This is a genomic window from Paenibacillus sp. TSM33, assembly GCF_056099025.1.
The window spans coordinates 736551-758636 of the sequence record NZ_JBLZXB010000010.1 but is presented as its reverse complement, the minus strand read 5'-3'; the positions used below and the strand labels follow the sequence as shown (position 1 = coordinate 758636).

General features: G+C 45.3%; 20 protein-coding genes and 1 riboswitch. Of the genes, 5 read left to right on the top strand and 15 right to left on the bottom strand.

What is annotated here, in order from left to right:
• Positions 1–104: 104 nt before the first annotated feature.
• From aroF to ACN6NF_RS07350, 8 genes are all read right to left on the bottom strand, one after another.
• Positions 105–1142, bottom strand: coding sequence for a 3-deoxy-7-phosphoheptulonate synthase (aroF, locus tag ACN6NF_RS07385; protein WP_017426658.1), 1038 nt, complete (start codon positions 1140–1142; stop codon positions 105–107).
• Positions 1143–1407: 265 nt separating this feature from the next.
• A complete protein-coding gene (locus ACN6NF_RS07380; RefSeq protein WP_474316506.1) occupies positions 1408–2364 on the bottom strand; it encodes a 4-hydroxy-3-methylbut-2-enyl diphosphate reductase in 957 nt (318 codons plus the stop codon).
• Positions 2365–2475: 111 nt separating this feature from the next.
• Positions 2476–3954: a sensor histidine kinase gene (locus ACN6NF_RS07375; protein ID WP_126666749.1), complete on the bottom strand. Its 1479-nt coding sequence runs from the start codon at positions 3952–3954 to the stop codon at positions 2476–2478.
• 1 nt (position 3955) lies between these two features.
• Positions 3956–4645 (bottom strand): response regulator transcription factor, encoded by a 690-nt coding sequence (locus ACN6NF_RS07370; protein ID WP_474316504.1) that lies wholly within the window; start codon positions 4643–4645, stop codon positions 3956–3958.
• Positions 4646–4795: 150 nt separating this feature from the next.
• Entirely contained in the window at positions 4796–6379 is a 1584-nt protein-coding gene (locus ACN6NF_RS07365; protein WP_474316502.1) for a S1C family serine protease, read from the bottom strand.
• Positions 6380–6574: 195 nt separating this feature from the next.
• Complete coding sequence (locus ACN6NF_RS07360) at positions 6575–6883, bottom strand: hypothetical protein (RefSeq protein ID WP_474316501.1); 309 nt, start codon at positions 6881–6883, stop codon at positions 6575–6577.
• An 84-nt stretch (positions 6884–6967) separates the two neighbouring features.
• Complete coding sequence (locus ACN6NF_RS07355; RefSeq protein WP_474316500.1) at positions 6968–7543, bottom strand: 3D domain-containing protein; 576 nt, start codon at positions 7541–7543, stop codon at positions 6968–6970.
• A gap of 61 nt (positions 7544–7604) precedes the next feature.
• Positions 7605–8486, bottom strand: a complete 882-nt coding sequence (locus ACN6NF_RS07350; protein WP_474316497.1) for a putative sporulation protein YtxC — start codon at positions 8484–8486, stop codon at positions 7605–7607.
• 238 nt (positions 8487–8724) lie between these two features.
• Here ACN6NF_RS07350 and ACN6NF_RS07345 point away from each other — a divergent pair, with 238 nt between their 5' ends.
• The 4 genes from ACN6NF_RS07345 to ACN6NF_RS07330 all read left to right on the top strand — a co-directional run bounded on the left by ACN6NF_RS07345 (position 8725) and on the right by ACN6NF_RS07330 (position 11988).
• A complete protein-coding gene (locus ACN6NF_RS07345) occupies positions 8725–9120 on the top strand; it encodes a hypothetical protein (RefSeq protein WP_474316494.1) in 396 nt (131 codons plus the stop codon).
• Positions 9121–9315: 195 nt separating this feature from the next.
• The gene (locus ACN6NF_RS07340; protein WP_474316492.1) at positions 9316–9810 is read left to right on the top strand and encodes a cation:proton antiporter regulatory subunit; all 495 of its coding nucleotides are present in this window, start codon (positions 9316–9318) and stop codon (positions 9808–9810) included.
• A gap of 4 nt (positions 9811–9814) precedes the next feature.
• Positions 9815–11041 (top strand): cation:proton antiporter, encoded by a 1227-nt coding sequence (locus tag ACN6NF_RS07335; RefSeq protein ID WP_474316491.1) that lies wholly within the window; start codon positions 9815–9817, stop codon positions 11039–11041.
• 71 nt (positions 11042–11112) lie between these two features.
• The gene (locus ACN6NF_RS07330) at positions 11113–11988 is read left to right on the top strand and encodes a YitT family protein (RefSeq protein WP_474316490.1); all 876 of its coding nucleotides are present in this window, start codon (positions 11113–11115) and stop codon (positions 11986–11988) included.
• A gap of 148 nt (positions 11989–12136) precedes the next feature.
• On the opposite strand, the gene mqnC is transcribed toward ACN6NF_RS07330, so the two are convergent.
• The 4 genes from mqnC to metA all read right to left on the bottom strand — a co-directional run bounded on the left by mqnC (position 12137) and on the right by metA (position 17010).
• Positions 12137–13270 carry a cyclic dehypoxanthinyl futalosine synthase gene (mqnC, locus tag ACN6NF_RS07325; protein ID WP_016820516.1) on the bottom strand — a complete coding sequence of 378 codons (1134 nt, stop codon included), beginning with the start codon at positions 13268–13270 and terminating at the stop codon, positions 12137–12139.
• Between the two features lie 338 nt (positions 13271–13608).
• Positions 13609–14787 (bottom strand): aminotransferase class I/II-fold pyridoxal phosphate-dependent enzyme, encoded by a 1179-nt coding sequence (locus tag ACN6NF_RS07320; protein ID WP_474316488.1) that lies wholly within the window; start codon positions 14785–14787, stop codon positions 13609–13611.
• Positions 14784–15968, bottom strand: coding sequence for a PLP-dependent transferase (locus ACN6NF_RS07315; RefSeq protein ID WP_474316487.1), 1185 nt, complete (start codon positions 15966–15968; stop codon positions 14784–14786). Before ACN6NF_RS07315 ends, ACN6NF_RS07320 begins: the two co-directional genes overlap by 4 nt.
• Positions 15969–16092: 124 nt before the next feature.
• Entirely contained in the window at positions 16093–17010 is a 918-nt protein-coding gene (metA, locus tag ACN6NF_RS07310; protein ID WP_474316486.1) for a homoserine O-acetyltransferase MetA, read from the bottom strand.
• A gap of 117 nt (positions 17011–17127) precedes the next feature.
• Positions 17128–17255, bottom strand: a riboswitch (SAM riboswitch).
• Positions 17256–17804: 549 nt separating this feature from the next.
• Between metA and corA the strand changes: the two genes are divergently transcribed.
• Complete coding sequence (gene corA / locus ACN6NF_RS07305) at positions 17805–18740, top strand: magnesium/cobalt transporter CorA (protein ID WP_013370115.1); 936 nt, start codon at positions 17805–17807, stop codon at positions 18738–18740.
• Between the two features lie 122 nt (positions 18741–18862).
• Here the strand turns inward: corA and ACN6NF_RS07300 are convergent, their stop codons facing one another.
• From ACN6NF_RS07300 to ACN6NF_RS07290, 3 genes are all read right to left on the bottom strand, one after another.
• The gene (locus tag ACN6NF_RS07300; RefSeq protein ID WP_474316484.1) at positions 18863–19870 is read right to left on the bottom strand and encodes an HRDC domain-containing protein; all 1008 of its coding nucleotides are present in this window, start codon (positions 19868–19870) and stop codon (positions 18863–18865) included.
• Between the two features lie 163 nt (positions 19871–20033).
• Positions 20034–20912, bottom strand: a complete 879-nt coding sequence (locus tag ACN6NF_RS07295) for an ROK family protein (RefSeq protein WP_474317534.1) — start codon at positions 20910–20912, stop codon at positions 20034–20036.
• A 216-nt stretch (positions 20913–21128) separates the two neighbouring features.
• The gene (locus ACN6NF_RS07290) at positions 21129–22025 is read right to left on the bottom strand and encodes a 5'-3' exonuclease (protein ID WP_474316482.1); all 897 of its coding nucleotides are present in this window, start codon (positions 22023–22025) and stop codon (positions 21129–21131) included.
• Positions 22026–22086 lie beyond the last annotated feature (61 nt).

The following is a 22086-nucleotide window of genomic DNA, read 5'->3' as shown; positions in this document are numbered from 1 at the left end:
ATTTGAACAATACAAAAAGCCCGAAACATCGGGCTTTTAGGTGATTTTACTCTTATTTACTGCATTGCGGCAAAACTTTTATGCATTAATGTTAATAATTAGTTTTAAGATACGGCACTAGGTGTGTGGAATGTTTTTCCAATTGCAGGAGCTAACAATTCCAAATCTTTTAGCAAATCTGCAAATTGATCCGGGAATAGGGACTGTACACCATCGCCCGTCATCGAGTTGTCAGGGTCTGTATGCATTTCAATAATTAAACCATCCGCTCCGGCAGCTACCGAAGCCTTCGTCATAGGAACAACCAGTTCACGTCTACCTGTGCCATGGCTAGGATCGGAAATGACCGGCAAATGGCTCAATTGTTGCAAAACAGGGATCGCGGACAAGTCGAGCGTATTTCTAGTGTAGGTTTCAAATGTACGAATACCGCGCTCACACAACATAACATTCGGATTGCCGCCTGCCAAAATGTACTCGGCAGCATTCAAAAACTCATCATAAGTTGAGCTGAAACCGCGCTTGAGCAATACTGGCTTGCCGCAAGTACCCAGCTTGCGTAGCAAATCAAAGTTTTGCATATTACGTGTACCTACTTGCAGAATATCGGCGTATTCCGCACAGATGTCTACGTATTCAGGTGTCATGACCTCTGTGATGGTCAAGAGATCGTGCTTCTGCCCCGCCTCAGCCATCATGATTAAACCTTCTACACCCGTTCCTTGGAAGCTGTATGGCCCTGTACGCGGCTTAAAAGCACCTCCACGAAGGACTTGCGCGCCTGCAGCTTTGACCAATCCGGCAATTTCATCGATCTGCGCAGCAGACTCAACAGCACATGGTCCCCCCATAACGACAAGCTCGCCGCCGCCGATATTTACACCTTTGATGGAGATCACCGTATTTTCCGGGTGAAAATCACGGCTGGCCAGTTTGTAGGACTTCGATATTTTAACCACATTTTCTACACCCTTCATTTGGCGTAGATGTTCTGCCAGCTTCGGCTCTACGCTACCAATCAGTCCGATAATCGTACGATCCGATCCTCGGGATACATGAGCCTGCAATCCTTCTTTTTCAATAACTTCGACAATAGCTTGGATATGTTCTTCAGGTGTTTGAACACCAGCGATAACGATCATTGTTTTCTCCCTCTCTATAAACCGTATTTTACTAACCACATAGGATAACATTATGACACTTAGACGCTTGTTCGCTTTTAAGCTTTTATTCATTAAAGCAACTATACCTGTTTTAGTTCGACTCGTCAAGGCTTAATTGTCCCGAATTATTCTATTTTTCGAGTTAGGAAACATGGTTCAATTGAATAACATCGGCACTTAAGCAATGTAAAAAAGCCGTTATCCGGATGCTTGTATCCGAATAACGGCTGTAATCAATCATATATTATTTCGTCGTTTTTGACTTTTCTCGTACCGGAGGCAGCAGCTTTTTCATATCAATGGTTCGCCGAATCTCCCATGTTTCCGGGTTATCCGCATCATACTGTTCCAAATACGTAATGACTTCTTTGGTAATCAGCGTAGGTGTTGAAGCCCCTGATGTTACGGCTACTTTGGCTACGCCCTCAAGCCACTCCCTCTTCAGCTCAGTTATATCAGATATACGATAAGCCGTGGTACCAGCTATTTCCTCTGACACCTGAGCCAATCGGTTGGAATTGTTGCTTCGCGGGTCACCGACCACGATTACCAGATCCGCCTGTCCTGCCTGCTCAGCTACCGCTTCCTGACGTACCTGCGTCGCCAAACAGATTTCATTGTGTATCTCGGCACCTGGGTACTTTTCTAGAAGCTTTTTCATTATGTGCTTGATGTCCCATTGACTCATGGTCGTCTGATTCGTAATCAGGATTTTGTCTGCTGACAGTGAAAGACTTTCAATCTCTTCTTCCTTTTCAATCAGATGAACATGGTCAGGAGCAATACCGATAGCTCCCTCTGGCTCTGGATGATTCTTTTTGCCAATATAAATGATCTGATAGCCTTCGGCAGACTTCTCCCGAATCAGATCATGTGTCTTCGTCACGTCAGGGCAGGTTGCGTCAACCGTAGTCAATCCCTTGTCTCGTGCCAGCTTGCGAACCTCTGGTGATACGCCATGAGCAGTGAAGATGACAGTACCCCTCTCTACCTGGCTTAAAATCTCCATGCGGTTCGGTCCGTCCAATGTAATGATCCCTTCGTCTTCAAAGGAATTGGTGACATGACTATTATGAACAATCATGCCTAGTATATAAATAGGCCGGGGTAAGTCCAAATTTCTGGCTGCCTGACGAGCCAATACCATGGCATCGACTACGCCGTAGCAGTAACCCCGGGGCGAAATTCTGAGTACCTCCAAAAATAGCCCCCACTTTCTTCGACACAGTATACAGCTCCAATATATGGACAGCTGTGGGCTTTTATGCCTCTACCGGCCAATTCTATGATGTAGTTCCCCTCCTATTATAGCCTATTCCAAAGGCGCGGAAAAGCTGACTGGAAGCCAAATGACAAAGGTCGTTCCTTCTCCTTGGCGCGTAACCACTTCCACAGACCCCTGATGTTCATCAATAATCCACTTGGCAATAGATAATCCCAAGCCAATCCCCTCCGTCACGCCACGTGATTCATCTGCCCGGTAAAACCGGTCAAAAATAAAGGGAACCTCACTTTTGTCCATCCCAATGCCCGTATCACTGATCCGTAGCCCCACCTGTCCCTGATATACAATCGCATCAAATCGGACAGTGCCTTCAGGTGTATATTTAAATGCATTATCAATGAAAATGAATAGCATTTGCTGCAAATAATCTTTGCTTCCGTTCATATAAATACCATTCAACAACGAAAAGTCGCCCACATTCCATTCGGCCGTTCGCTCCAAAAACTGAGCACGACGAGCAACCTCGTTTACGAGCGGCTCCAGCGCAACAGGCATCTTATCGAACGTTTTCCCTGTGTCTGCTCTTGCGAGTGACAACATATCGCTCACCAAGCGACTCATTCGTTTGCCTTCATCCGCCATGTCATTCAGCGCCTCCATGGAAAGCTCGCGAATCATGGCTTCATCCATATTCGGTCGCTCTCCCGGTTCGGTGGTCCACATTTTGAGCAGAAAATCAACGTTGCCACGAATCGTCGTCAAGGGTGTGCGCAGTTCATGGGAAGCATCGGCCACAAAGCGGCGCTGCGCACCATATGCATCTTCAAGTTCCTTGTAGAACACTTCTGTACGCCCCAGCATGTTGTTAACAGTCCCGATCAATTGTCCGATTTCATCTGGCGGACCGTCATATTCAATCCGAACACTCAAATCATTACTCGATTGAATCTGATTGGCCCCCTCAATGACCTTGACCAGCGGCTTCATAGATTTACGAGCCAGGAAGAGACCTGAGGTCGCAGCAGCGAGTAATGCAAACAACGAACCGTATACAAGCACATTTTGTAACCTGTTCATAAGTCGGTCCTGAGAGCCCGTGAATTGTCCTACCTGTAGCAGCCCGACCACCAAGCCCAACTCCTCGGATTTGATCGGCTGTTGAATAATCATAAAGGAATCCCCATTTACGTTCACACGCCGAATCCCCTCATTTTGAACTGCTCCTGTCGCTGTAGACGGAACAGGGAAGGTGATACTGAGGTCTTTCATATTTTGGGTCGTTTTGGTTACACCGGACGTATAATTGTAAATTTGAACATAGAGCTGTGAGTCGTCTATTCCACGCCCCTGCTCCAATCCCAGATCCAGGTTAGGGACCTCAAACAATCCCCCTTTTATAATAAGGCGTAATTGCTTGTTAATCTGTGGCGCCTGAGTCATAAGCTGACTTTTCACTTCATTATATGTGTAGTAATATACTAGTCCGTAAATAGCCAGACCAAAAATGACAAGCACTATAGCCAAGATGCTCGAATACCAAGCTGTCAGCCGCCACCGAATAGACATATTACACATCACCTCTTAAAATATAGCCAGCTCCCCGAATGGTACGAATAAGCCGTTTGCCACCATCCTGCTCCGTTTTCTGTCGCAACATGGCAATATATACTTCCAGCACATTCGATTCCCCGCTATAGTCATAGCCCCAAATTTTGTCCATAATCAGATCACGCGACAGAACGCGTTTCGGGTTTTGCATGAACAAATGCAGCAGTTCAAACTCTTTGGCCGTCAGTTCCAAGCGTTTGCCACCACGAACCACTTCACGAGATTCATTATCCAGTTGTAAATCCTCGAAGGTAAGCCGATTCCCATTATTGTCCTGCTGTTCAGTTTTACGCCGCAAAAGTGCTCGCACTCGGGCCAGCAGCTCCTCCAGAGCAAACGGCTTCACGAGATAATCATCAGCCCCCAGATCCAGACCCTTTACCCGGTTCTGCACCTCATCCTTGGCTGTAAGCATTAGGACGGGTACCGTGCTCCCTCCCTCCCGCATACGACGGCAAACCTCAAAACCATCGACCTGTGGCATCATTACATCCAGCACGACCAAATCAGGTTCAGCTGTCAGCATTTTATTTAATCCCTCTGCTCCATTGGCGGCTGTCAGCACTTCATAACCTTCAAATGCCAGCCCTCTGCGCAGCATGGATACAATTTTTTCATCATCATCAATGATCAGAATAGTAGAGCGCATACACGATCAAACTCCTTTATCTCTTCTTCTTTTCCCTCTATTGTAGCAGGAGTAGACGCGTGTAGCATCTTGCCACCGCATACAGCAAGAAACGGAAGGGTCGTCTACCTTCCGTTTCTTACGTTCGTGTTCAATTCTAGAGTTATTCTCTTACTGCTGAAGAGTCGAGCTAAATTCATTTTTATTTCCTATTTTTAGCTGAATATCTTTTTTCTGCCCGGCTCGTTCGATGTTAAGCGTAAGTGCTGTACCCACTTTTTGTTTTTGGATGAATTGAATTAACTCCTGTGATGTGCTATAAGGCGTGCCATTGGCTCCGATAATTACATCGTAAGGACGCAGATCAGCCTGATAAGCTGGTGATTTGTATATAATATCCCGAACTACCGAGCCTTCAGTCAGAGATGTACCTAATTCCTTAGCTACTTCAGGGCTCAAGTTTAACAGACTTGCACCAATGAAAGGTACAGGTTCTTTCGGAATAGGTTGGTTATTTTTCAGCTTATCAACGACTTCCAAAATCGTATTGGACGGAATCGCAAACCCGATCCCCTGTGCATCTGCACTAACAGCTACGTTCATACCGATAACCTGCCCTTGCAGATTTAACAACGGTCCGCCAGAGTTACCAGGATTAATGGATGCATCCGTCTGAATGAGATGCTTGTATTGCGTCGGTTTTCCAGTTGACTCACTATTAATGGTGATAGTACGCTCTTTCGCGCTTAGCACACCGGCAGTTACCGAATGTTCAAAGCCTTCTGGGTTACCGATTGCAACCATCCACTCGCCGACTTTAGCGTTATCGGAGTCTCCCAAGGTTACGGTCGGGAAGTTATTTTTTCCTTCAATTTTAAGAACTGCCAAATCTAAATCTGCATTTTTGCCCAAGACTTTGGCTTCGTAAGGCTTGTTGGTTCCCTCTACTGTAACCTGTACCACACTTGCGCCTTCCACAACATGGTTGTTAGTCAGGACGTAACCCGATTTATCAAAAATAAAACCGGAACCAATACCCAGCGGAGTCAGCTGTCCACTGCTGTTGCCTTCATTTTCATTACTATTACCGCTGCTGCCACTATCACCATACTGGTTACCGAAAAAGTATTGATATAGCGGGTCATTGTAATAAGGACTGCTTTGTCTGCCGCTGCCAGCACTAGATTGCTTGGCAAGTGTTTCAATTTTGACGACTGCCGGGCCAGCCTTGGCCACAACAGATTGAACATCAGCCGTACCTGAAGGCATCACAGCCGGAACTGCGCTTGGAGACGAGTTAGTGGTTCCCGAATTCGTCGTTTCTCCGCTTTCAGCTGCCGCCGAAGTCAACGCTGTCTCCGGTGTGAACATATTGGTTCGGTCAGCTGTATACATCAATACCGTAATGACCAGCATTCCGGCTAAAAAAGATAACAAAATCGTTTTTACCTGCGATTTGGGCTTATTCGGTTTAAATTGCCAGTTGCCGCTATTCCGACCCGAACCCTCCTGTTGCTCAGGCATAGCACGTTGATAAGAGGAAGGAAGCGGTCTCACTGCTTGCGGTGGCGTAATCTCAACGTCTTCCACCGACTGCCCTTCCCTGCGTTGTCCGTCCGACTGCACTGAGGAGAAAGGGCCATAGGAATAGTAATATGAGGAACCATTTGAATCGTTTGGCCGAGTTGTTTTATCGTTATCAACCTGATCATTGTCGTTCCGGCGCCCGGAATTATTATTTTTAAATTCGTCCATTGTATATCTCCTCCCAAACCCTATGCTTCAAGGTGGTGTTGTTTAGCTGACTTTATTTTGCACTTTAAACCTTAATTCCACCTTAAAAAAAATTAAAAAGGAGATAAAACCTTAGACCTATTGTAGCTAGCCACTTTTACTCAACGCGAAATGCCCCGGAATTCAATCCGGAGCATTTCGTGTTGAGTATGCTTTTTATTTTGTGTTAAAGTTCTCGTCGAACTTTTCGTTCGGTGTTTGTGCATTGCTTTGAATTTTGCTGCGACTGGAGTTTTGAACTTTTTGTGCTACTGCACTTGTACCGCCTTGATCTGTTGCAAATTCTTCGTCATACTTCTCATTTGGTGTTTGGAAGTTGTCTTGAATTTTATTTTGTTCAGACTGCTTCACCTTTTGAGAAACAACGCCCACCGTATCGTCTTGTGCAAATTCCGCTTTGAACTGATTTCCTGTGTTTACCTTGAAGCCTTTGTTCATAAAAGAACTACCGCCTTGATTTGGCATATTCCTCAACCTCCCAGTATGGTTTGCGGGATAAGCTCATCCCGAAACATAGTATGTGAAGTCAGGAAAAACAATATTCAAGGATTATATGGAAGCATCCAGTGTCTCGGGCGGAATGGTCTTATGTGTTTCTATCGCCTTTTGCAGCGATTTTATCATTTTTTCCGTACATTTTCCGTTTCCTTTTTTTATGATTTGAACATCCACATCTTTCTTGCCCCATTCAGAATACACCTGCCGGATTGTTTTAAAATACAAGTCAATTTTATTGCCCTTAATCGCTGAACCTGTATCTGCTACAATACCGTAGCCGTAACCTGGAATGTACAATATGCTGCCCAAAGGAAACATTTTCGGATCAGCCGCAATCGTGGACAGTGTATTTTTGTCACGACGCACTTTTACACCGGAATACGTAATACCGTAACCGGGATGATTCGGCCGTTTGCCAGTGGATTCATAGCCTGCTGTATATCCTGTTGCCGTGACCGTCATGGTCGTAATAACCTGCTCTTCGCGTGGAGCTATAACAGGTGCGGATTGCCATTTCTTATGCTGGACCGGTTCTTTGTGACCGTAAACCTCATTGCCGGGCAATACCAGACAGATTGCGATTAACATGGCTCCCAAAACCCGTTTCCATACCAACATGGATCTCATAAAAAACCTCCCCTTGAGGCAAAGGCTTTCCAGAAATCCATGAGTTTATACGAACTATTAATTATTTTTGAACATCCTGCCCCGGATAAAGTCTGCTTAGCTTCACTTTGTCTTCAAAAATATGCAGGAGCGTTTGCACAATAGGGGTGTGCTCATCGTCTGTGTGCAATATAATGGAAGCAGGAGATATCGAAATAAGGGTACTGACGATTCGATCCTCAACTTCCATCTCCAGTTCAATACCGGGCATTTCCACAATAATATCATCTGCATCAGGAGTCGGTATCGGCACCATGGCACTATCGAGAATGGTAAAATCATGCCCGCCTTGGTGAAGTACATGCACGAGTGGAACTTTGCTCTCCTGAAAAAACACAAAATATTTAAGTAGCCCCATAAATTCTTCATATTGCCGATCTGCCCAGAATTCTTCCATGGCATAGTCAACGATTTCTTCAAGCTCTTTTTTATACGCATGCAGTCTGAATTGAATAAGCCCTTCCAAATTGATTACACGAAGCTCCTTAAAGTCCTTTTCCAGGAGAGTGGTCAGCTTACCATGGCGCTTTAAACGTCCTCGGGGACCATCATCATTTAACAGTGAGCGAATCATGCTACGAATTTGTCCAACGTCCTCTTTCTCCAGCAACGAGCAGGCTTTGTCGAGAATATGATTGAGTATCCCCCACTCCCTGACTTCGATAATATAATCCGCTATGGCCGAAGACATGATGCTGTATACACAGGGAAGAAAGCTTTCAAACGCCGAATTGCTTTCAGTGCCCTTGCAGGTCCATGCCACTTTGTTGTCCAGCTGTCTGAAAGTGAATCGAAATCCGCGCCGTGACATATGTAGTCCCTTGGTTCTACTTTTGACCACTTCGTAAAAACGGTCGGTTTCTTGATCTCCGTCTGTATTGGTCCACACTGTAAACAGTTCCATTGGCTCACTCCTTTCGATCACTGCTTTCAGTATATGGCGGCCTCTGAAGGGTTATACGAAGTGAACGACTGGAAACAAAAAGACATATGCAAAAGAGGCTGATCAGGTTTCAAAGAGACGTTCAGCGTGTTATAAACAATTACCGTGATTAGGTAAAAACCGAAAGGCGTTTGAATATTTAGGGCGGGGTATGTTAAGGTTATAGTGATATGAATTTTTCACAAGAGGGAGAGATAAGATGTCAACGATGCTGAACATGCTGCGTACATTCATGATCGTCATATTGAGCCTCGTTCAGATTTTGTCCCTTCCTGTGACGTTTCATGCGGAAGATACCACTCAATCCCTTCAGTTTACTTCGGGATCTTCACTTATGCTTCATGCTGATGTTACTTCGTTAGAAACGGATTCCCACGGTCTGGAACATCATTCCAAACCAGCGGTGCGCAAATCCTCCCCATTACTGCATCTGGTGATTGCTGCGGCTAAATCACTTCCCTTTGTCATTTTGATAGCGCTTGTGCTGCTAATGAGCATTCCTAAGCTACGTCTGCCTTTTATTCCTATCATCTGTAAGCTAAAGAAACAATTGTTCTTGTTCCCCATCAAATTTACCTCTAGTTATGTGGCTTAACCTCCTTTTAGCATGCATATCACCATATTTGCATGTCTCTTTGCTAACTTTTCCTATTCATCTAATCGTAAAATTTAATTTTCCGTTTTTTATTTAAAATTTAATTCACTCAATTTTTCATGTCACTCCCAAAGTATGTGATTTATTTCCCATATCATTCACTTAAATAAACGCATTATACAGGAGGCTTTATAAATGGATATTCGAGAGTCTATTTTGCCAGGAATCGGAATTAAGTATCGAATCGATGCGGAGAGCGGCGACCGAATTGTCATTATTATTCATGATGATGGCAGACGTGAGCTATATCACTTTGATTACGAGGATCTGGAACAAAGCATTTCTATGACGACCCTAAATGATCAGGAAGCACGATTGGTAGCCTCCATCATCGGTGGTATGACTTATAAGCCCAAGCAGCTCGAAAGTGTAGAAATGACATTTGACGATTTTATTATCGAATGGTACAGAGTGGAATCCCACTATGCAAGTGTTGGCAAATCCATCGGGGAGCTGGATATAAGGCAAAATTCGGGTGCCACGGTTATTGCCATTGTGGAGAAAAAGGGAAAAAAATATGTAAATCCTGGCCCTGAAGTGATTATTAGCGATGATGCCACTGTAGTTGTTGTTGGAGAACGCGATCAGCAGAAACGCTTTAAACAAATCCTTATGAACGGAAGCGGGTGATTGGATGGATCATCTGGTATTTGAGGTTGGATTGGCTATTGCTCTAATCGCTGCAGTGGGGCTGATATCCTCCAAACTGCGCTTCTCGGTCATCCCTTTTTATATTCTGATCGGAATGGCGGTTGGACCGCATGCGATGGAGCTATGGCATTTTGATTTTCGGTTTATCGAAAGCGCCCCGTTTATAGATTTCATGGGGAGAATCGGAGTGCTGTTTCTTCTCTTCTACTTAGGGCTGGAGTTCTCAATAGGTCGGTTAATTAAATCAGGTCGTTCCATTGCTGTGGGCGGTACCATTTATATAGGCATCAACTTTACACTGGGGCTGGCTCTGGGCTTCCTGAGCGGCTTTCCTGTAGCAGAGACACTGGTTATTGCCGGAATTACGACAATATCATCCAGTGCGATTGCAGCCAAGGTGTTGGTCGATCTCAAGCGTACCGCTAATGCTGAAACAGAAATGATTTTAGGTATTATTATGTTTGAGGATGTTTTCCTCGCTGTCTATATCTCCATCCTCTCCGGATTGGTTCTTAGCGACTCTTCCTCGCTCGGGGGCGTACTGCTATCGGCACTCATCGCGCTTGGCTTTATGCTTGCAGTTATTATCATCGGTCGAAAGGCTGTCCCTCTGCTAAATCGGATTCTTCGTATCCGCTCCAATGAGGTATTCGGACTTGTTGTTTTTGGCTCACTGTTTCTGGTGGCTGGTTTTTCGGAAACGATTCATGTAGCGGAAGCTATTGGAGCCCTGCTAGTCGGTCTGGTACTGGCCGAAACGGAACACGCCAAACGGATTGAGCATTTAATTGTTCCTTTCCGCGATTTCTTCGGTGCCCTGTTCTTCTTCAGCTTCGGACTGTCCATTGATCCGCTGTCCTTAGGAGGAAACGCCATATGGCTTGCATTAGCAGCCGTCCTTCTCACACTATTTGGTAACGTTTGGGCGGGAATGCTGGCCGGGCGTACGGCGTCCTTATCTCCCAAAGCATCCGCAAATATCGGTTTGACTATTGTGGCGCGAGGCGAATTTTCGATTATCATGGCCAACTTGGGTAAAGAAGGCGGTTTGCTTGATATTGTTCAACCTTTTGCAGCCATCTATGTACTCATACTGGCCATTCTTGGACCGCTTCTGACAAAGCAGTCAAAGCCTATCTTTAATATGCTAAACAAGATATTCAAATTTAAGGACCCTCGTTTACGAAAGGAAGAAAGCAAATCGGCGTAACTGTAAAAGCTGGATACGAAATCCATAGGAGGGAAGGCCATGCCGCACGCTGTAAACCATGCCGAAACTCTATGAGGCGGCTTGTAAAGCCCGCTTCAGGAGAAGCGAGCAGGTTCCCTGTCTTTTATACGGTGATTGGCGGAATTACGGCATCCGTCGGTCTGGAATTGTTTTTACATCCGCATGATATGATCGCTGGAGGCGTAACAGGAATCTCCAGACTCATGTCGCTTTATACACAGGAGCATTTTGGGTTACTGCTATTCGTTTTGAACTTGCCACTAATGCTGCTGTTTTCTTTGTCTACTCACAAGCCCATGCTGCTTCGCGCACTCCCAGGCTTGTTTGCCTTTTCAGGCTCAGCCATCATTCTCTCGCCTTTTCCGGCAGTGAGTGGCCATCCGGTCGTATGTGCTTTGGGAGGCGGAATCTGTATTGGGCTTGGGGCAGCGCTGACCGCTCGTCACGGGGGGCTACTTGATTCACTAGGACTCAGCAAGTCTGACGATGGCCGTCCATCCACTTTGCTGCTAATTCATCGGAAAATTCCGTTAATACAGATTGTAATGTTGTGTAATGGCCTGCTGCTCATTACGGCTGGTTTTGTGCTAGGATGGGAGCCAGCTCTCTATTCTGCCTTATCCTGTCTCGCTGCTTATGAAACGACCCGGCTGATGTTTACTGGTCTGAGACGCATGGTCTGTGTTGTCAGCAAAAAACAGCAAACTGTCGAAGAGGCCATATATCGCAGGTTGCGTTTACACAGCACACCAATCGAAGGTTCTGCCGCCCAGATAAAGGGCAAGATTAAAAGCGAATCAGATAAAAAAGAACAAATGGTTATCATTTATAGTGTTCATCTTTTGGATTTGCAGCGCTTTAAGGCGGCCATCCAAATGGCAGACCCACAGGCTGAGATCATGTATATGAAGCGATGGGAAACGTAGCAAAGCCCAAATATATTAACCATAATAGAAAAAAGATTAAAGATATTGTAGTATTCACTCTTCCGCACAAAAACGCTTATCTTCACTATCCTTGTACATAGGATAGTGAAAGATAAGCGTTTTGTAATGTATGATATATTAGCTGATATTAATTTTGCATAATAAAGTCATGCTCAATACTGCTGGCACTGTCAAAAGTACGAATAATATCATAACGGGTATTGCGCTGTGCGGGAATGTGACCCGTTTCACGGATCAACTGTAAAATGGATTCAATGTTAACCTTATACGTTGCGCCTGCAGCGGAAACAACGTTTTCCTCAATCATGGTGCTGCCAAAATCATCACAACCGTAGTACAGTGATTTTTTACCGATTTCCGGTCCCATCGTTACCCATGAAGATTGGATATGCTTGATGTTATCCAAAACAAGACGGCTGATCGCTACTGTCTTCAAATACTCCTCTGGCGTCTGGCGTTCCTTCTTCAAATTAGTGTTGTCTGGTTGGAAGGTCCAAGGAATAAAGGCCAAAAATCCTTCAGAGTTATATTTGTTTTCAATACATTCATCCTGAGCATCACGGACACGCAGCAGATGCAGCGCACGCTCCTCCATCAATTCGCCAAAGCCGATCACCATCGTAGCCGTCGTGTTCATCCCAACCTTGTGAGCTGTTTGCATAACATCCATCCAATCACGCCAGGAGCCTTTGAGACGGCTGATTTTGCGGCGTGTGCGGTCATCCAAAATCTCTCCGCCTCCGCCCGGTAGTGAATCCAATCCAGCTTCATGAATGGCCCGGATCGTTTCCTCCATGGATAGACCGGATTTTTCCTTCATTTTGTGAATTTCAGCTGGTGAGAAGGAGTGCATGGTGATATCGGGAAAACGTTCTTTAATAGCTTTCAGCAAATCAGTATAATAGCTGAACGGCAGATTTGGGTTTACACCGCCTTGCATTAGGATTTCGGTGCCACCTACATCCTGCGTTTCCTTAATTTTTTGAAAAATCACCTCATCCGGCAAAACATACCCTTCATCGGAACCCGGTCTGCGGTAAAAAGCGCAAAAGCGGCAGTATACGTCACACACGTTCGTATAGTTAATATTCCGTCCGATGACAAAAGTTTTTATGGGATCGGGATGCATGCGATTCATGACTTTATTCGCCGCATGACCTATTTTTTCGACCTCGTCTGATTCGAACAAAGCAACGGTATCCTCTAAATTCAAGCGTTCGCCGCGTAGGGCTTTATCTAAAATATGGTCGATTACACTCATGGTGTATCCTCCTTCGCTGTCACAGGGCGACGAAATGAAAGACAGGACTTATGAACGAGAATGCTTTCACAAACCTGCGTTCGAACCCTGCCGTAATGTATGTTCATGACTAGCCTTGTATGTTGTCTGTGCTATTTAGCATAGTAAAACCTAATGATAATACTAACATATCTTTTGGTAAGGAACCATACTTAGACTGAAAAGTGCCTTTTTTCACACTGTCTTTCATGTCGTTCATATAAAAACAGCAAGCCTCCTGAAATACGGAAACCTGCTGCTTAGGTCTGTACCTACTTGCTTCCATCGTATAACATTAGCTGCTACGGATGTGTAACGCTCTAGCGCAGCGCCTCATCCAGATCACTGATTAGGTCATCAATGTCCTCCAGACCTACGGAGAAACGGAGTAGTCCATCTGTAATCCCCCGCTCCAATCGTACACTTTTCGGCATAGCCGCATGTGACATCATTGCTGGGTACGACAAGATACTTTCCACAGCTCCCAGACTCACCGCAACAATGGGAATACGTACGCGACTGAGGACCTCTTTTGCACGCTCACCAGAACCCACATCAAACGATATTACTGCACCATAACCGCTCGATTGACTCTCATGAACCGCACGCCCTGGATGATTTTCCAAGCCGGGATAGTATACCGCTTCAATGTCATTGCGCTCGTTTAGCCAATTTGCAAGCTTAGCTGCACTTTTTTCGCTGTGAGCCATACGCGCCTCCAGTGTCTTCATACCACGCATGAGCAGCCAAGACTCTTGCGGTGCCAGCACAGTACCTAATCCATTCTGAAGCTGCTTGATTTGTCTCCCCAACGATTCGGTACGAGCTACCGCAAGCCCTGCCAATACGTCACTGTGTCCACCCAGAAACTTGGTCGCACTGTGCAATACAATATCGACTCCCTGCTCAATCGGACGTTGATAATAAGGTGTCATAAAAGTATTATCCAATAACGTCAGAAGCCCATTTTCCCTTGCCCAAGAGGTTATTCCAGCTACATTGGTAATTTTGAGTGTCGGATTAGACGGGGTTTCCATATACACAGCCCTTGTATTTTCCTGCAACGCCTCTTTCACAAGGTTGAGATCCGTCATGTCAACAAAGGTCGTTTCGATATTCATCCGTTTCAAGATGGAGGTCAGCAGTCGATATGTTCCTCCATATACGTCCTCTGAAACAATGACATGATCACCAGCGGATAAGAGCATAAATGTAGTGGAGATAGCAGCCATACCTGATGCAAAGGCAAAACCGCAAGCTCCGCCTTCTAATAAGGCGATATAATCTTCCAAAGCTTGTCGTGTCGGATTACCTGAACGGCTATAATCATGCTGTGGAGGATTAAAAATATCATGATGGTGAAAGGTCGAAGCTTGATAGATCGGGACACTCGATGCCCCTGTAACACTGTCAATTTCAGAGCCAAAATGCAGCAGCTTGGTTGCGAATTTCCGCCCTTTGTCCAGATCCTCTCCGATCTTCCTCGCATCCTCTATCATTGCTGCTCCCCTCCTTCTACTTCTTGACGTGCCGCTTCCAGTGCCGAACGCAAATCTTCAATCAGGTCATCTGTATGCTCGATACCTACGGAGAAACGAAGCAACCTGTCATCTACCCCGACTGCATCCCGAATTTCTGCCGGTATGTCCGCATGTGTCTGCACAGCAGGATAAGTCATTAGCGATTCTACACCGCCCAGACTTTCGGCAAACGCAATAAGCTTAATATGACGAAGCAAAGGCTCAACATAGCGAGCATCCTTTACTTTAAAAGAGAAAATACCCGTGTTCCCGCTGGATTGTTTATTTTGTATCTCACGACCCGGATGCCCCTCAAGCGCCGGGTAAAATACTTCCGCCACTGCAGGGTGTGTCAGTAAATAATTAGACAACACCGTTGCATTATGCTCATGTCGATCCATACGCAGCGCTAACGTCTTCATCCCCTTCATCAACTGATAGCAGTCGCTCGGGGAAAGCACAGCCCCTATGGAATTGTGCAAGAAGGAAATTTCAGCTGACAGTTCTTTTCCTTTGGTTACAATCAACCCTGCCAGCACATCGTTGTGCCCGCCCAAATATTTGGTTGCGCTATGTACCACAATATCCGCACCCAGTTCCAATGGCCGCTGGAAATATGGTGTTAGCAGCGTATTATCTACAATAGTAAGCAACTCATGTTGTGATGCCCATGCAGCCACCGCCTGAATATCAGTTATCATCATTAACGGATTTGTAGGCGTTTCTATGAATACAGCTTTGGTATTCGGTCGACATGACTGTTGGAGTGCTTCGAGATCGTTTGTATCCACATAGCTTGCGGTCACACCAAATTTGGATAAAATACGCTCTAGCAAACGATAGGTCCCGCCATAAAGATCCAGCGATACAATGAGGTGGTCTCCCTGTCCAAACAAAGCAAATACAGTTTGCAGCGCTGCCATACCTGAGCTGCAAGCAAAGCCTGCATCTCCAGATTCAAGTGCAGCAGCAGCCTCTTCCAGTACCTTTCGCGTGGGATTAATCGTCCGAATGTAATCAAACCCTGTGCTTTGACCCAGACGGGGATGGCGGAACGCCGTAGATTGGTAAATCGGGTAATTAACTGCTCCGGTTACTGGCTCCTCTACTGAACCGATTTGTGCCAATCTGCTTTCGATTTTCCACTGTTTCTCACTCATATGAATCCTCCTGTTCACTTCCATAGTAGGTGCTATAACATATGCTGCAAAAATGGATGTCCAAGACTATACTGCTGCGCTACTGCAAGGTGGTACTGTATGAGGGTAAACTACAAGCCCCTTTTTAAATCTGAGGTCCGATATCATAAGGTGTTTCTTGGTATACATAATAGTTAAGCCAATTTGAAAATAATAAATTGGCATGAGCCCGCCAGATAGAGGGCGGTATGCGTTCAGGATCATCGTTAGGAAAATAATTTTTGGGAACGTCAATATCTAGTCCTTTGGCCACATCGCGGTCGTATTCCCATTTCAGCGAAAGTGGATCATATTCAGAATGCCCTGTTACAAAAATTTGTTTACCATCAAGCGTGGCTACCAGGTACACTCCAGCTTCTTCGGATTCGGATAAAACTTCTAATTCGGCAATATGGTCAATATCTTGCCGCCGAACCTCTGTATGCCGAGAGTGGGGGGCATAAAACAGTTCATCAAAGCCGCGTAGCAGTTTCACTTTAGGTTTAATAACGGTGTGTGGGAATACCCCAAAGCATTTGTTGTCGAGCCCGTATTTCGGAACATTGAAATGATGGTATAAGCCAGCCTGTGAGGCCCAACAGATATGCATGGTCGAAGTAACATTTGTTTTCGTCCACTCAAAGATTTGCCGGATCTCCTCCCAGTAGGTCACATCCTCAAACTCAAGCTGTTCAACGGGGGCTCCTGTAATAATCATGCCGTCAAAACGACTGTTCTTGATCTCATCAAATGTTTTATAGAACATGTTCAAATATTCTTGCGATGTATTTTTAGATACATGAGATTTCATGTGTACCAACGTAACATCCACTTGTAACGGCGTATTGCCGACCAGACGCAACAGTTGGGTTTCCGTTGTTTCCTTCGTAGGCATCAAATTCAAAATGGCGATGCGCAACGGACGAATATCTTGATGATAAGCCAGGCTTTCGTCCATTACGAAAATATTTTCGCCCTCCAGTACTTCCTTAGCAGGCAGCGTATCTGGAATCTTAATCGGCATGTAAACTCACTCCTTGATCGGTAAGTTGTGCGAAAATCGTCTGGTAGAGATGCCGGGCATATAATAAAAAGACCTTTCTCAGTTAGAGAAAGGTCATATTTGTATCCATATGCGCCTCTCTCATCTGTCAGGGCTACGCTTTTTTTGTACAAAGCGCGAGTCCTGCAAGAATTAGCACCGTGCGATTAAAATCGCCGGTTGCCGGGTATCATCGGGCTAGTCCCTCCACCTGCTCTTGATAAGATTTCGCTATATTCATTTTGGGTTCACAAAGTTCTTGTTGTTCACTTTAATGCATCGGCTGGGCTTCGTCAAGATAGGCTTGTAAATTTGTGCCCTGCATTCACATTTTGTCTACCTTTTCCATAGGTTAAATCATATCCCCCCTGTTGCAGAAGCTCATATGACTGCTGTTGATTTAGCCCATGATTTTGCGCTTGAAAGGCCGTAGGCCGAGCGTTATACTATACAAGTGCTAATAGGCAAAAATATGGTGCAACAGTGTAGATTAGAGTGTTTTCTGTGATGCTGTGGCAACCTAAAAAAGAACATTTGTGAGGTGAATCCGGAATGGAAGGCGACCCGAGCCCGAATAGGCGGCGATCCCTGAACAACAGCATAGGAATGACTTCAGCTTGCCGAAAGACGGGACGCCAGGCTCTGCATGCTCCAAAAGCCTTCTGCTTTTGATAGTATGCACGCTTACCCGCACCGGCTAACTGGCTAACTGAGTCCATTCCTTATGCTTAAGGTAAACGTACTTCCGTTACGACGGAGCATAAGGAGTGACATATATGAAAATCCGTTTGGTCAACAACGGGGTTTTTACCCCTGTCGAAGAAATTGAAATGGCGCTCACTGCACCGGCAGAAGGCTTTTATTGGATTGATGCCGATGTCGAGGATCTGACAGTGCTACAGCCCTTATTCTCTATGCATGATCTTGCAGTAGAAGACTGTTTGAGTGAAGAAGAACAGCGTCCAAAGATTGAAATTTATGAAAGCCATTATTTTATCGTTGTAAATAGTATTCGTTTCGATGATGAAGAAATATTTTTGCGCGCTTTGAACATTTTTCTCGGCCGTCATTTTATCATTACGGTGACCAAGCAGAAAATCAATGAGCTTCGTACTCTCAAGCCTATGCTATGGGAGCAGGAAGTCAGCCAGCCTGACCGTTTTATGTATCTGTTGGTCGATTTGATCGTTGACAACTATTTTCTGGTTGGTGACCGGATTGAAGTTCGCATTGAAAAGCTGGAAGAAGACATTCTAATGCATACGAAAAAGTCGCACTTGAACGAAATCATCGGCTTGCGCAGTGAGATTCTATGGCTAAAAAAAGTGCTCGGCCCGCAAAAGGAAGTCATCAATACCCTGAACAAACGGGATTTGCGTCTTATCGACGATCAACTACAAAAATATTTTAGCGACATTTATGAAAATGCTGTGAAAATTTCGGAGACTTTCGAAACTTATCGCGACTTGATGGGGAACCTTAGAGAAGCTTATCAGTCAAGTATCGCCAACCGTGCTAATGAAATTATGCGTGTGTTTACCGCCATTACAACCGTATTTATGCCGTTGACGGTCATTACCGGAATATATGGGATGAACTTTGATAATATGCCTGAGCTTCATACACGTTATGGTTATTTTGTCGTCATTGGGATTATGGTGGCATTAGGTGTCAGTATGTTCTGTATTTTTCGCAAAAAGGATTGGGTTTGAATTATTTCGGTTTTCAAGCTTGGTCATCAAAAGCAGCAGCCGAGTCCTATGAGGAACTCGTTGCTGCTTTTTGCTATGTTGGGCCTTATTTGTACTTTAGGACACTTCCAATTGTCTCTATATTATCCAACATGTCGGTCAGGCACCTGCTGATGGCGGAACCGTATACGAATCAGTCGCAGTCGCTCATAAATTTGATCCAATCCGGCTTCCGTCGCTTTTTCTTCTCCATATACTTTTAACATAATGGGCTTGAGCAACGTATCTCCCAACTCTGCAAAAGCAGACCAAATGGCGGCCTGCTCCTCCTCAGATACATGTGCCAATTCCTTGCGAATCAGCTTCTCCATATCCATTCCATCTCTATCCAAATGCTCCACAGCTTCAATCACTTCTCTGCGGTGCAAGCCTGTCTTCATGCCGATATGCTCCAGTGAAAGACCGTCCGAAATGCCTTCGATAATCGCTCTAGTCAGGCTAAATTTATTTAGTTCCTGTTTGTACTGGTTTTCTTTTTGCTTGTACAGCCATGACAAAAAAGCTTCTTCTTCCAGTGTCTCTGTTACCCAGTTCAACGGAAAGGGCGTGGTCCGATCATTTTGCTTCGTAATAGATAATAGCTCCGTCCCATATTGCGACACCTTACCCTGGCCCATTCCAGGCAGTTCTAACAATTCTTCTTCGGTATGAGGAAGATAGACGCTGATGAGTCGAAGTAGTCGATTCGTAGCGATTAAATAAGGTGCTTTTCGCTCAGTTGCTGCTTTTTGCCGTCTCCACATCGTCAATTGTTCATACACCTCATCACGCGGAAACAAATCACTATAGCAATACAGCTTTTGTAACGTTTGTCCACGTCCTGATGATCCTTCTTGTTCATGAAAAACGCCATGAATTAGAGGTCTGTAGCCTTCAGCCATCTTGAGCGCCAGCTCATGACGGTATACATGCAGTAATTCCTGCCACAAACTGCCCTCATACCAAAGGTCGTCTATACTTTCATCCGGGACATGGTGCGTGCTCCAGCCTGCACTCCATCCCCCTTCATGTTGCCCGATCCATACCTGTGCAAATTCCTCACAGCCCTGCTCATTCCGTTTAGACAAACGATTTAGAAATACAATCTCCATGATTCTTCCTCCCTCAGATGGTTGAATTACTGTTCCGCACAATACAAAAACGCAAAAAAAGCACCTATCCCGCGTATTCGCAAGAAAGGTGCTTCCCTTTTGATCCGTACTATGCTGTTGCCTATATGATAACCGGACCTTGGAGTACCGTCAACCATAAATTCTAAGAATTCAGCTTTTCCTTGGCCAAAGCCAGAGCTCCGCACAATCCAGCATTGTCACCCAATCCCGGAGATACGATATATTGCTCAATTTCTGAAGTCAGACTTGGATGCTGTACGTAACCGTTCAAGAGTTGTTGAAGCTTGGTACGAATGAGCGGGAACAATTGATCCTGCTTCATTACTCCGCCGCCCATAATAATTTTTTGCGGTGACAGGATTAATACATAGCTCATTAGAGCCTGTGCCAGATAATGCGCCTCCATTTCCCAGGCCGGGTGATCCACAGAAAGCTCATGTCCTTTAACCTTCCATCTTTTTTCAAGCGCCGGCCCCGCTGCCAGCCCTTCCAGACAATCTCCATGATATGGACATGTGCCCTCGTAGTTATCTTCTGGATGACGACGTACCAAAATATGTCCCATTTCCGGGTGGGATAATCCATGTACCAGCTTTCCGCCAACCAAAGCACCCGCTCCAATGCCTGTACCTATTGTAATATAAAGACAGTTGTCCAATCCTTTAGCCGCACCCCAAATGGATTCCCCCAGTGCTGCTCCATTCACATCCGTGTCAAATCCCATAGGTACATCAAAATGCTCCTTCAGCTTGCCAATCAGATTATAATTTCCCCAATGCGGCTTTGGCGTTGTAGTTATATAACCATATGTATCACTGCCTTCGATAGGATCAATCGGTCCGAATGAGCCTACGCCCAGCGCTTCAATCCCCTTGCCTTCAAAAAATGCAATGACATTCTCCATGGTTTCTGCTGGGGTCGTTGTTGGAAAGCTTGCTCTTTCCAATACCTCCCCTCGTTCATTTCCGATTCCACATACGAATTTGGTACCGCCTGCCTCAATTGCTCCCAATACTGTCATAGCTGCTGTAATCCCCTCTCCATGATCTCTCTCCATTATATTCACCTGAAACGAGCCTAAGGTCAATCCCCTTATGACAATTGTATAAAATCCTTCACATGGTTATATATCTAAGCTCAGTCAGTTCATACAAATAAGGACACTAACGCACCAAGCGCCAGCATCCCTGTATAACTTAGTCCACCTGAAATGCACAGCACAAGCCTAACAGCTTCATTATAATCCGGTTGCGACACCCATCAAAGTGCACAAGCTTTTCATTTCAAGCTGCTCAAATTTATCGACAATTTGCACATGATCCAGCGTCAGCAGACAGCTGTCTAAAGCACACGCAACAGGCACATCACAGTGAATTTTAGCAAGCTTGCGTGAAAGATGCAGCATATCCAAATCACTCTCAATCTTTTTACGGACCGATGGTGTCAATTGATCCAGATTTTCCAGAATGCCTTCAATGGAGTCATATTCCTGCACCAGCTTGAGGGCCGTTTTTTCACCGATTCCGCGTACTCCCGGGTAATTGTCACTTGCATCACCCATCAAGCCCTTGAGATCGACCACTTGGCGCGGCTTAAGCCCCTTTTCAGACAGCAGCGTCTCCGGGGTATATATCATATAATTTCCATGCCCTTTTTTCATAATAATGACCCGTGTCCGCTCATCTACCAATTGAAGCAAATCATGATCGCCTGATAGAATCATCACATCCATGTCCTCATTTTGCGAATAATGGCGTGCGAGCGTACCGATACAATCATCCGCTTCAAAGCCTTCCGCCCCAATGTTGGGTATGCCGAGACTGTCCGTCACTTCACGGATCAAAGTAAATTGAGGAATCAAATCATCTGGCGCGTCGGCTCGGTTGCCCTTATACGCAGCAAAATGTTCCCCACGGAACGTCGTTCCTCCCATATCCCAGCAGCAAATGACATGTGTAGGATTAAAGGTTTGGACTGCATCCCAAAAATATCGAATAAAACCATATATGGCGTTCGTTGGTACTCCAGCTTTTGTACGACGGATATAACCGTTTGCAGCGGTTGCATAATAAGCACGAAAAAGCAGGGCCATGCCATCAACCAGCATTACGGATTGTTCATTGCGTTGTGTCACAGATTGTATTACTCCCATTCATCATAATATTTAACCCCCACAGTATAACATATCGTGGTGG